This is a genomic window from Shewanella sp. DW31, assembly GCF_015767295.1.
GTDB lineage: Bacteria > Pseudomonadota > Gammaproteobacteria > Enterobacterales > Shewanellaceae > Shewanella > Shewanella oncorhynchi.
Map to the genome: position 1 here is coordinate 172,666 of NZ_JADWMP020000008.1, position 12,260 is coordinate 184,925.

At 45.0% G+C, this 12,260-nt stretch carries 8 protein-coding genes; all 8 read left to right on the forward strand.

Annotated elements, in window-relative coordinates; all coding sequences use genetic code 11:
• Nucleotides 1-583 precede the first annotated feature (583 nt).
• The 8 genes from GWI56_RS09390 (at nucleotide 584) to GWI56_RS21870 (ending at nucleotide 11,977) form a co-directional block, all read left to right on the forward strand.
• A complete protein-coding gene (locus GWI56_RS09390; RefSeq protein WP_049821715.1) occupies nucleotides 584-2,065 on the forward strand; it encodes a TrkH family potassium uptake protein in 1,482 nt (493 codons plus the stop codon).
• A gap of 52 nt (nucleotides 2,066-2,117) precedes the next feature.
• Entirely contained in the window at nucleotides 2,118-3,116 is a 999-nt protein-coding gene (locus GWI56_RS09395) for an FAD:protein FMN transferase (protein WP_198572745.1), read from the forward strand.
• A gap of 314 nt (nucleotides 3,117-3,430) precedes the next feature.
• Nucleotides 3,431-5,155 carry a potassium-transporting ATPase subunit KdpA gene (kdpA, locus tag GWI56_RS09405; protein ID WP_198572746.1) on the forward strand — a complete coding sequence of 575 codons (1,725 nt, stop codon included), beginning with the start codon at nucleotides 3,431-3,433 and terminating at the stop codon, nucleotides 5,153-5,155.
• Between the two features lie 2 nt (nucleotides 5,156-5,157).
• Entirely contained in the window at nucleotides 5,158-7,176 is a 2,019-nt protein-coding gene (kdpB, locus tag GWI56_RS09410) for a potassium-transporting ATPase subunit KdpB (protein WP_131525163.1), read from the forward strand.
• A 9-nt stretch (nucleotides 7,177-7,185) separates the two neighbouring features.
• A complete protein-coding gene (gene kdpC, locus GWI56_RS09415) occupies nucleotides 7,186-7,785 on the forward strand; it encodes a potassium-transporting ATPase subunit KdpC (RefSeq protein WP_168824074.1) in 600 nt (199 codons plus the stop codon).
• A gap of 34 nt (nucleotides 7,786-7,819) precedes the next feature.
• A complete protein-coding gene (locus GWI56_RS09420; protein WP_168824076.1) occupies nucleotides 7,820-8,581 on the forward strand; it encodes a TorF family putative porin in 762 nt (253 codons plus the stop codon).
• Between the two features lie 2 nt (nucleotides 8,582-8,583).
• Nucleotides 8,584-11,244: a sensor histidine kinase KdpD gene (locus tag GWI56_RS09425; RefSeq protein ID WP_113939544.1), complete on the forward strand. Its 2,661-nt coding sequence runs from the start codon at nucleotides 8,584-8,586 to the stop codon at nucleotides 11,242-11,244.
• A gap of 49 nt (nucleotides 11,245-11,293) precedes the next feature.
• On the forward strand, nucleotides 11,294-11,977 hold the full coding sequence (locus tag GWI56_RS21870; RefSeq protein WP_028760150.1) for a response regulator: 684 nt from the start codon (nucleotides 11,294-11,296) through the stop codon (nucleotides 11,975-11,977).
• The last annotated feature ends 283 nt before the right edge of the window (nucleotides 11,978-12,260 follow it).

A 12,260-nucleotide genomic window follows, 5' to 3' on the forward strand; every position in this document is an offset into this window, starting at 1 on the left:
TCTAAAGTTAATTTTCGTATTTTTTTACGTTTTTTTTACGCGTCAGAATTGTTTTCGTCTGTTAAAGTGAAAATCTGTATGGCATAACGACTTACATTTTGATGGACAAACTAAGTGTTTTTAAACTCTCTGTTAGGTTGAGCTTTATTTCTGAGTGCTTACTCGCTATTTGCTTGTATTTACCCTCTTGGAGGGTGTCATCTAAAGCATTATTATTGTACTCCAACTCGTTGTCGTTATGATTACACTTCAATGTTGTTTTCAATATGCGTATATGGCTGCATTTTTTGAAGCTATTCGTGTTCATTTTTTATTTAACGCTCCTTATTATTCCCTCCCAATGATAGATGTGGCTGTTTTTATCAATCTAATCGCTTTTATTGTCATAGCCATTGTCGTGACGATAAGTCAACTTGCAATCCACCTTAGACGACAAAGAGTATTAGGGGACGATCTATTTCGTAACCTAACTCTGTTATCGATTGCACATGATTTTAGAACAGGACATGAGCGCTCGTATTTTATGATACCTAATAAATTATTCATTAAGTCTTTCATGATAAATATCTAAAGGTGAGTTGGAATGATTGCAGTCAGTGGAATACAAAAGTCTAGCTCTCGATTTCATACCATAATTCATTTATGTAGCTTTTTGATTGTCATATATAGCTTCACCATGTTGATGCCTATCGCTGTTGCATTATTTTATAAAGATGGATATATCACTCCATTTTTAATCACATTCCTCCTTTCCCTTTTTATTGGTGTGGTCGGTTGGAAGATGACAAGTGAGGAAAATAAAAATCTGCAAAAACGTGATGGCTTTATGGTCGCTTGTTTATTTTGGCTGATATTTTCCTTAATGAGTGCATTACCTTTTCTTCTTGATAGACGATTGGACTTGAGTTTAACCGATGCCATGTTTGAAGGTGTGTCTGGCATTACGACGACTGGAGCCTCGATTTTTTCAGATATTGATGAACTACCCAAATCGATTTTATTTTATCGAGCACAGCTTAATTTTCTCGGTGGGTTAGGGATAATTGTTTTGGCTGTTGCAATTATGCCATTTCTTGGTATTGGTGGCGCAAAATTATATCAATCTGAGATGCCAGGTCCCATGAAAGAGGAAAAGATGACGCCTCGCCTTGCGGATACGGCTCGAAATTTATGGGGGCTTTATAGCGTACTTGCCTTAGGCTGTGCAGTTGCTTATAAACTTGCAGGAATGAATTGGTTTAATGCCATATGTCATAGTCTATCTACCGTTTCATTGGGTGGATTTTCCACACATAGTGACAGCTTAGGATATTATAACAGTGCTGCAATTGAGCTTGTGGGTGGTGTGTTTTCAATACTTGCAGCAATAAATTTCGCCTTATACTACATAGTGTTAGTTCGGCGAAGCTTCAAGCCTATTTGGTATAATGCGGAGGTTCGATTTTTTATTCTCATATTATCTATCGTTGTTGGGATCGCTTGTTTAGAGCTGAATCGTACTCAAACTTTTGATATTAAAGATTCATTGGTACATGGATTTTTTCAAACGGTTTCAGTTATGACGGACAATGGATTAGGCTCTGCAGGTTATCCTAATTGGCCCAGTCATATTGTGCTTTTATTATTAGGCGCGAGCTTTTTTGGTGGATGCTTTGGTTCTACTTGTGGCGGTATTAAAGCTGTCAGATTTTTACTTTTGTACCGTCAAGGGATCCGAGAAATTCATCAATTGGTTCATCCTAATGCCATTTTAACGACAAAGATTAGTGGCCAAGTCGTTTCAGACAGAGTCATTCGCTCAGTATGGGGATTATTTTTCCTGTACATATTTTTTACTTGCGTTTTTGTATGGGGATTGGTCGCCATTGGACATGATTTTGCCACCGCCTTTGGAACTGTCGCCGCGTGCATTAATAATATGGGGATTGGTTATGGTGACACTGCATCTGGATTTGGCACGTTAAAAGATGCGGCTAAATGGCTGATGTGTGTCGCTATGCTTTTTGGGCGATTAGAAATATTTCCTGTACTCATTATTTTCTCACGGGCATTCTGGCGATTTTAATTTTAAGTGTATTTTATGGTTGATTTGTCGAATTGACTGGGAGGGTCATTAAATGAAATGGTTATTGAGATGTATATTACTCATTACGCTAGTAGGGTGTCAGAAATCGCCAGTTTATACCAAGTTAGAAGGCCTTGCGCAGGGAACGAGTTGGCATGTGACATTTTGGAGTAAAGACAAGTTAAATAGTACAGAGATAAATCGCGAGATTGAGCGGCAATTGGCAGAAATAGATCTTCATATGTCTACTTACCGTTCAGATTCGGTGATTTCTCGTTTTAACAGTATGCACTCCGCTATGGCGGTCGGGGATGATATTTTAGGGCTCATAGGGATAGCCAAGGAGGTCACTTCAAAAACGGAGGGTTGTTATGATTTGACCATTAAACCATTATTCGATTTGTGGGGATTTACCCATAATCAATTAACTATTCCTACAGAAAGTGCACTTCAACAGACATTAACCTATGTTGGCTTACATCATTTAAGTATTGATAATCAAATGTTAACTAAAGATTTGCCAGAGGTACATCTTGATTTATCTTCGATTGGACAGGGATATAGCGTAGGCAAAGTTGCAGATGTGCTAAAGCGATACAATATCGATAATTATTTGGTAGAGATTGGCGGTGAAATGGTCGTACACGGCAGTAAGCTCAACGGTTCTGCTTGGAAAATCGCGATTGAAAAACCGCTGCCAGAACAGCGAATAATGCAAAAGGTTCTGCTTATTAATTTCCCTCAAGCGATCATGACATCGGGTACATATCGTCATTATTTTGATCATTTAGGACAGCGCTATTCACATATTATTGATGCGCGAACCGGTAAACCCGTAACCCATAACACAGTATCTGTAACTGTATTGGCAACGGATCCGGCTAGAGCAGATGCTTGGTCTACAGCGCTATTATGTTTAGGAAGTCAAGAAGGATTAGTCGTCGCTAATCAGAATGATATAAAAGCATTATTTATTGATGACAATAAAGGTGTACTTAAAGAGATTAAGACAGATAGCTATAATAAAATGAAAAATATAGAGCTTAATTAATCTACAATATCATCGCTTGGTCATGTGTTAATGCCAGTTAGTATTTCTAGCTGGCATTTTTATTTTACTTTTATAGCTAATGCCATGGTTTATTGTGGCCTTATTTACCACTGATTATGATGACTTTTACGTATTCTTTACGGGATTAGTCATTTGAACTCTAGAGACTTTACGCGGTTAATTCATATATTTGTCCTGTTACTCACTTTCTTAAGGACAAATTATATGGACTGGATATTTCTAATACTTTCCATAGCACTTTTCATCTACTTAGCAGTGGCAATGTTTGCCCCTAATAAGTTTTAGGAGTCGTTATGTTTGAAATTACCCTTATTTTTACTACTGCGCTTGGGCTCGCATGGCTGTTGGGATCCTATATGACAGGAGTTTTCTCTGGTCAGTCCCATTTTTCAGATCGTTTATTTAATCCCATTGAAAAGTGGATTTATCGGGCTATAGGCGTAAATGCCCATTCGGGGATGACATGGAAATCTTATGGTGCGGCGTTTCTTATCAGCAACTTGGTACTTGGCATTTTGGCGTTTCTTATCCTTAAATTCCAACATGTGTTACCGCTTAATCCTGATGGTATAGGACCATTATCTTGGGATCTGGCGTTGCACACTGCGGTGTCATTCCTCACCAATACCAATCAACAGCACTATTCCGGGCAGGCTCAGCTCAGTTATCTATCCCAAGGATTTGTCATTGTCACGCTGCAATTTGTCACTCCAGCCATGGCGCTGGCGGTTTGTGTGGCGATTTTGCGGGGAATGTTAGGCGGGTTGAATAATGACAGCGCCAAAGAGGGCGAGACTCGAAATCTGGGTAACTATTATGTTGACCTAGTGCGCGGTGTACTCAGACTTATGCTGCCATTAGCGGCTATTGTTGCGCTGTTACTGACTTGGCAAGGCGTACCGAGTAGTTTTGATGGTGCGCAAAAAGTGAACACCTTAGATTCTGCATCACCTATCACTGAGCAGGTCGTTCCGATCGGCCCCGTAGCATCTATGGTGGCCATTAAGCAGTTAGGTACTAATGGCGGGGGCTGGTATGGCCCCAACAGCAGTAACCCGCTAGAAAACCCAACGCCAGTCAGTAATGCAATCGAGACCATTGCCTTAGTGCTGATCCCTATGGCCGTCGTCTTTATGGCGGGCGGAATGCTAAGACGCAAAAAATTTACCTTGATGGCTTTGGTGGCTATGGGTCTATTGAGCGTCAGTTTTCTTGGGGCAACTGTGTACAGCGAGTTGCAACCCAACGCCGCCTTTGCGGGATTAAGCGCCCAAGGGCCTAATATGGAGGGTAAAGAAGTTCGCTTTGGACCTGAGCTTTCGGCGCTATGGGCTTCTTTTACCACACAAACCTCTAACGGTTCGGTCAATGCCATGCACGATTCATTCAATCCAATCGGGGGATTGATGACGCGATCAGGCATGTTACTTAATGCGATATGGGGCGGTATTGGCTGCGGTTTTGTTAACTTTATCGTTTATGTGTGGATTGCTGTGTTCTTATCGGGATTGATGATTGGCCGTACGCCAGAGATATTTGGTCGTAAGCTCGAAACCCGTGAAATCACCCTTTTGGGAAGTCTATTAGTTTTACCTACCTTGTGCGTCTTAGGTTTGACGGCGATCACTGTGGCTATCCCGAGTATTACGGGCAACAGTAACCCCGGCTTTCATGGGATTTCGCAAGTCTTTTACGAATATACCTCCGCTTTTGCTAATAACGGTTCGGGTTTTGAAGGCTTAGGTGATAACACGCCTTGGTGGAATATCAGTTGCGTTATCGCCTTACTGCTCGGTCGATACCTGCCGCTGTTTTTACCGCTGGCGATTGCGGGGATGATGTCGAGTAAAAGAGTGAGTCCCGACAGCAACGCGAGCTTGAAGCTCGAGAGTCCCACCTTTTGTTTCACCCTTATTGCTGTGATTTTAATTATTAACTTCCTGTCTTTCTTACCTGCGGCGGTATTAGGGCCTATTGGCGAAGCTTTAGAACTTGCCACTATGAGTCTGGAGAAATAGTCATGCATAAACCTGCTCAAATATTAGATAGCGCCGGCGTGAAGCAAGCTGCCTTTGGTGCTGTAAAGAAAATGTCCTTAGTGAGTATGGCTGGCAACCCTGTGATGTTCGTGGTGATGGTGGGCGCTTTACTCGCCGCTTTGATCACTGGACAAAAGTTCTTCAATGGCGAGACTGTTGGTTTTGAGTTAGCCACGACCCTTATTCTTTTGCTTACTGTGTGGTTTTCTAACTTTGCGGAATCCGTGGCAGAGGCAAGGGGTCGTGGACAAGCGGCCAGCTTAAAGTCGGCGAAAGAGGCCTTGCAGGCGAGGCGCATACGCCACGGTGAGTTGGAATCAGTATCCGCAACTTTGCTTGTCAAAGGCGATAAGGTGAAGGTTTTACAGGGTGATTATATTCCTGCCGATGGTGAAATCATCGAAGGGATAGCCACTATCAACGAATCGGCGATTACCGGTGAATCTGCGGCTGTGCTGCGTGAAGCGGGTACAGATCATTCCGGTGTGATTGGCGGCACTAAGGTACTTACGGGTGAAATTACCGTGCTGGTTGCTAACGATCCTGGGAATAGCTTCTTAGATCGCATGATTGGGCTGGTCGAAGGGGCGAAGCGTCAGAAAACACCGAACGAAACGGCGTTGACTGTGCTACTTGCATCATTGACTGCGGTTTTCCTCATCGTGGTGGTGACTTTGCCACCCATGGCGGGTTTCGTCGGTGCAAGCCTTGATTACACTATGTTAATTGCGCTGTTAGTGTGTTTGATCCCAACGACGATTGGTGGCTTGTTACCTGCCATTGGTATTGCAGGCATGAACCGCGCCTTAGCCGCCAATGTGGTCGCTAAATCGGGTAAAGCCGTGGAAGTTGCGGGGGATATCGATACGTTACTGCTAGATAAAACTGGCACTATCACTTTCGGTGATCGTCAAGCGACCGCATTTTTACCCGTGAAAGGCATTGCTGCTGAGATGTTGCGTGATGCGGCGGTACTGTCTTCTCTAGATGACCCCACCCCTGAAGGGAAATCTGTACTCAAATTGGCCATAGATTTGGGCGCGGTATTGCCCGTCAAACCTACGGATGCGACTTTTATCCCTTTTACGCCGGAGACTCGGGTTTCTGGGGTGATTTTAACCGATGGTATTCAAGGCATTAAAGGCGCGGGCGATGCGATGCAGTTTTGGGCGCAGCAGCATCAAATTCACTGGCCTGAATCTGTTAACGCGCTTATCCGCAAAGTGGCTTTGCAGGGGGGCACTCCCTTAGTCGTCGCCAGTGGTACGCACATTTTAGGGGTTATAGCCTTAAGTGACGTGATTAAGCCAGGCGTTGCGGAGCGGTTTGCCCGTTTAAGAGCGCTCGGTGTGCGGACCATCATGGTGACAGGGGATAATCCTCTAACGGCTGGCGTGATTGCCGCCGAAGCTGGGGTCGATGATTTTGTCGCTGAAGCTAAACCTGAGGATAAACTTGCCCTTATTCGTGCAGAGCAGGCCAAAGGTCGATTAGTGGCTATGGTGGGGGATGGCACTAACGATGCGCCGGCATTAGCGCAGGCCGATGTAGGTCTTGCGATGAACTCAGGTACCCAAGCCGCTAAAGAAGCTGGCAATATGGTGGACTTGGATTCTGATCCCACTAAATTACTGGCTATCGTTGAAGTCGGAAAACAATTGCTGATCACCCGCGGCGCCTTGACTACATTTTCTCTCTCTAATGATGTGGCTAAGTATTTTGCCATTATTCCAGCGGTATTTGCGGGGGCTTTGCCTGCAATTGGTGCGCTGGATCTGATGCAGCTTCACAGCCCAACCTCAGCCGTACTCGCAGCGCTCGTATTTAACGCTCTTATCATTCCCGCCTTAATTCCATTGGCATTAAAAGGCATCAAGCTCAGACCCATAAGTGCAGAAAAATTACTGCGAAATAACATGCTGATTTATGGCTTAGGTGGGGTGATTTTACCCTTTGTCGGCATTAAAGCACTCGACTCAATCATTGCACTTATGCTCTAGGAGACAGTAATGAATTCAATCGTATATACCACTAAAACCCAGCATGCCGTTATGGGATTGAGAGCCAGTCTCGCCCTGTTATTTGTGTGTGGCGTTGTCTATACCGGCACTGTGACTCAGCTCGGTGGCGCTTTATTTCCCGTACAAGCTAAGGGCAGTGTGATCCACAGGGATAATGTCGCTATGGGTTCTGAGTTCATCGCTCAGCCCTTTGTTAATCCAGCCTATTTTTTTAGTCGGCCGAGCGCTGTCGGTTACGATCCTATGGCGACAGGTGGTAGTAACCTTGCGCCGAGTAACCCGGCGTTACGTGAACGTGTGATGGCAACAAGCCAAGAAATCCAAGCCAGAGAATCCGTTCAAGCCGCTGATATCCCTGTGGATTTACTCGCCACATCGGGCGCGGGACTGGATCCCCATATTTCACCCGCAGCGGCCAAACTGCAAGTTGCGCGCGTGGCTCAGGCTCGACAGTTAGCAGAACCACAAGTGTTGACCTTAGTGGCGCAATTTATCGAACCACCGCAGTGGGGCATTTTTGGGCAAGCGCGCGTCAATGTGCTCAAGCTTAACCTCGCTCTCGACCAGATTGCTAAACACGCTCAATAAAACAATATTCTACTGAATTTAAGGATAAATTTTTATGTTACCGATTAAGTCAGCTCCTTGTTCGCGCCTCTGTGCGAGTGTGATCATGGCATTATCTTCACTCTCTATGGGCGCGCTTGCCAGCACTGAGACTCATGGGGGCAATGCCTCTTGGCAGAGTCAAGGGAGTGTGATGCTCATAAGTGATTATGCGTTTCGCGGTATTTCTCAAACTGATGAAGGACCTGCAGTTCAAGCAGGGTATACCCTAAGCCATGATTCTGGCTGGTATGGCTCGCTTTGGGGCAGTAACATCGAATTTGGGGATGGAAGTTTAGAACTCGACTTGTCCGCTGGCTGGGCTAAAGATTGGGATAATGGCTTAACAACGGACCTAGGCGTGATACGTTACCAATACTCTCAGGACGATACCGACCTGAGTTATAACGAAATTTATGCTGTGGTAAGCTACGCCGATGCTAAGTTAGGGCTGGTTTATTCTCCTGATTATTTTGGCGAGAATGTGGACGATTTTCAGTATGTTTACGCCAGTTATGAACCGCAGCTGTTCTCTAATGTAAGTCTAGTACTGCATCTTGGGAGCAATTTTTTTGCTTCTCAGCAAGATATGGCACTGTTTTTAGGTTCTATGGCCGCAAGCAATAGCCACTATTTAGATTGGCGAGTTGGGCTGAACCTCAATATGACTGAGCAGGATGTGTTGAGTGTCGGTTATGTCGATACGGATTTATCGCAGAGTCAGTGCCAGTCCCTGTGTGATGCGCGCTGGATAGTGAGTCTTTCAAGGAGTTTCTAATCGTGGTACCAATCAGTCAAACACAGCAAGCCAATGCGCTCTTAAGTCAGATACAGCAAAATGATAAAGGCAAACTGACGGTTTTTCTTGGGGCGGCACCTGGCGTGGGCAAGACCTATGCAATGCTCAGTGCGGCAAGGGAAATGGCCCAGCAAGGTGTCGATTTGCTGGTTGGACTGGTGGAAACCCATGGGCGTGCCGATACCGAGGCCATGGTAGCGGGTTTTGAGGTATTGGCACGTAAACCCATTGATTATCATCATAATCGTTTAACGGAATTCGATTTGGATGCTGCGCTGCTTCGTCGGCCTAAGCTTATCTTAGTCGATGAGTTGGCCCACACGAATGTCCCCGGTAGTCGTCATAAACGGCGCTATCAAGACGTCGCAGAATTATTGGCTGCGGGCATTGATGTCTATACCACAGTCAATATCCAACATTTGGTCAGTTTGAATGATCTGGTTTTGCAAATTACTCAAGTACGGGTACGGGAAACCGTCCCCGATCGCTTCCTTGATGAAGCCCATGAAATTATATTTGTCGATTTACCGCCATCAACACTTATCGAACGCTTACAGCAAGGCAAAGTTTATCTGCCAGAGTATGCTCGCTCGGCTTTAGATGCTTTTTTTTCGGTCTCGAATTTGACTGCACTGCGCGAATTGGCAATGAAAAAAGTCATAGAGCGAGTCGATGCAAAACTGATTTGTGAACTTGATGCCAAAGCACAGGGAACGGATTTTGTTCTCAAAGACAGATTGTTGGTTTTAGTGAGTAACAGCAGTGATCATCAGTATTTGATCCGCATAGGTCGGCAGATTGCCGAGCGGCGGCAAATTCCTTGGTTAGTGCTTTGGGTCGATACCGGCAAAGCGCTGGGCCTTTATCAGCGGAAAAGGCTAAATGAGGCCTTTGCCTTAGCGAAGGAACTTGGCGCGCAGACTGAAGTATTACGCGACACAAGCAGTTATCAGGCCATTTTACCTTACATAGCCCTGCATCGAATTAACACAGTATTAGTCGGCGCGGGTGTGAAACGCACCTATCCTTGGTGGCGTAAAAGGCTGTATCAGCGCTTGATTGAGTCTGGTTTACCTGTTGAGGTGAGTGTCTATCACGCACCCGAAAACCAAATGCAAGTACGAGATCCCATTACGCCTAAAGCCAGTTTTGGTGATCTTCGAGGCCATATTCTTGGGTTGATTGGCGTGGTGGTTATTTTTCCGCTGGTGGCATTTTTAGATACTTGGCTCAGTAATGGCAATCTGGTGTTGTTATATGTTTTCTTGATTGTCAGCATTGGTTTAACCTATGGCGCTAGGCCTGCCATGGCAACTGCGGTGTGGTCTTTTTTCAGCTTTAATTTTTTTCTTACTGATCCCAAATTTACTATGAATGTAAATAGTCAGGATGATATTGCCACTTTAATCTTTTTGATGTGTATAGGGCTTATCAGTGGCCCTGCGGCATCTCGGATCCGAAATCAGTTTATTTTACTGCGTGAGTCAAATCGTTATGCTGAAACCTTAAAAGATGTTGCCCAAGAATTATCGGTCGCCGATGATGAAAAAGCCCTTTGGCAAACGATAGGGCGCAAGATTGCTGGTTCAGTGAATGCCGATTGTTATATTGTTTTGCAGCGTAAAGATGGTCAGCGGTCCTATTTACCGCTGCTGAATACGCCATTTAACGACCTTGATTTAGCCGCAATCGATTGGACCTTGCGCCATGGACAAGCGGCGGGGCGTTTGAGCGATACCTTGAGCGCATCGGGTGTGAGTGTGTTCCCCATTGAACTTGAAGGTACGACGATTGGCGCGGCAATTTTAGATTGGCAACCTACGGTCAACGAACTCAGTCCGTTTGATAGAGAGCTTATTCTGGCCATGTTACAGCAAGGCGCTAATACATGGCGGCGTATTCAGTTAGTGTCAGATCTTGAATCGGCACGGGTGAAAACAGAAATTGAGCAGTTACGTTCCGCATTATTATCGTCAGTGTCTCACGATCTAAAATCACCACTCTCAGCCATGATGGGGGCGGCGGAGAGCTTAAAACTATTGAACAAACAATTGCTAGAGGCCGACCGTAACGAGCTACTTGATACTATTTTGCAAGAAAGCCGTCGTTTGGACAGCTATATCCAAAATCTACTCGATATGACACGCCTGGGTCATGGCACTTTGAGCATAGAGCGTGATTGGGTTTCGGCAGATGACATTATTGGCAGCGTACTTGGCAGGCTTAAACGCTATTTCCCTAATGCAATCGTTGAATATCACAGAGAAAAAGAACCCCCACTCCTCTTTGTGCATGCGGCGCTGATCGAACAAGGATTATTTAACATTCTAGAGAATGCTGTTCGATTTTCACCACCAGAAGAGCCTATTTGTATTGAATTAACCATTTCCAATCACCGTTGCTGTATTGCAATTGAAGACAGGGGGCCGGGGATCCCCGCCAGCCATAGGGATCAAATTTTCGATATGTTTTATGTGGTTGCCGATGGCGATCAGAAAAAACAGAATACAGGTATGGGGCTGGCTATTTGTAAAGGCATGATAGCTGCACACGGCGGTAGTGTTCGCGTTACCGATTGCCTACAGGGGCAAGGCACTCGTTTTGAAGTTGAATTGCCGTTAGACTATCCCGTTCCTGGCTAATCATTTTCAGCCCAAATATCCTTAATAAACCACAGAATGGACTAGAGACGTGGCAATAAAAATCGTGGTTATCGATGATGAGACCCAAATACGCCGCATGCTGCGGATTGCACTCACCAGTGAGGGCTATGACGTTACCGAAGCTGAAAATGGTCAGCAAGGGCTCGCAGCTGTCGCTCGACAGCAACCTGAATTAGTTATTTTGGATTTAGGCTTGCCGGATATGGAAGGTCATCAAGTGCTACAGGAGTTACGGGGATGGTCCGATGTTGCTGTGATTGTATTGTCGGTTCGCAATCAAGATAAAGAAAAAGTCGCAGCATTAGATGCAGGCGCGCAGGATTATGTGACCAAACCCTTTAGTGTGGAAGAGTTACTGGCAAGGGTGCGGGCGATTTTAAGGGACCATATCAAACCTGAAAAATTACCCATATTAGATGACGGCAAGTTGCAGATTGATTTAAGTCGCAGGCTGGTTAAAGTTGATCATCAAATTGTTGAACTCACACCCAAGGAATACGCGGTATTGTCTAAATTGGCGTCGTCACCTAACTGCGTTGTCACTCAGACTCAGTTGCTCAAAGAAATTTGGGGGCCCGCTCATACAGAAGACACACATTATCTACGAATTGTGGTCAGTCACTTAAGGCAAAAATTAGGCGACTCCCCGAGTGAACCTCAGTATGTGCGGACTGAGCCTGGTGTAGGCTATCGCTTTTATATCGACTTATAGCTTGTATCAATAGCGAATTAAAACGCGTTGGAATGACAAGTAAAATGATCACCGAAGACGGATGGCATTACCTGCCATCATTGAAGCTCAATCGGATACTTGCCTGATTTCAGTTTCTAGCGTTCGCTTCAGTTAACTCTAAGTCGCTATTTCTGGCTGCCTTTGTTGACGCTATTTTTGTCCTGTTAGCTCTTGTTGACATTGGATTATACCAATCGTATTAAATATCTGTTCATTCAGCGGGAGTTCAACGCGCTTTAGACAAGGCGAAGGCTTGAAGGCA

Excerpts from the sequence above, each read along its gene's own strand:
- GWI56_RS09390 (WP_049821715.1), top strand. The coding sequence starts at position 584 with ATGATTGCAGTCAGTGGAATACAAAAGTCTAGCTCTCGATTTCATACC.
- GWI56_RS09395 (WP_198572745.1), top strand. The coding sequence starts at position 2,118 with ATGAAATGGTTATTGAGATGTATATTACTCATTACGCTAGTAGGGTGT.
- kdpA (WP_198572746.1), top strand. The coding sequence starts at position 3,431 with ATGTTTGAAATTACCCTTATTTTTACTACTGCGCTTGGGCTCGCATGG.
- kdpB (WP_131525163.1), top strand. The coding sequence starts at position 5,158 with ATGCATAAACCTGCTCAAATATTAGATAGCGCCGGCGTGAAGCAAGCT.
- kdpC (WP_168824074.1), top strand. The coding sequence starts at position 7,186 with ATGAATTCAATCGTATATACCACTAAAACCCAGCATGCCGTTATGGGA.
- GWI56_RS09420 (WP_168824076.1), top strand. The coding sequence starts at position 7,820 with ATGTTACCGATTAAGTCAGCTCCTTGTTCGCGCCTCTGTGCGAGTGTG.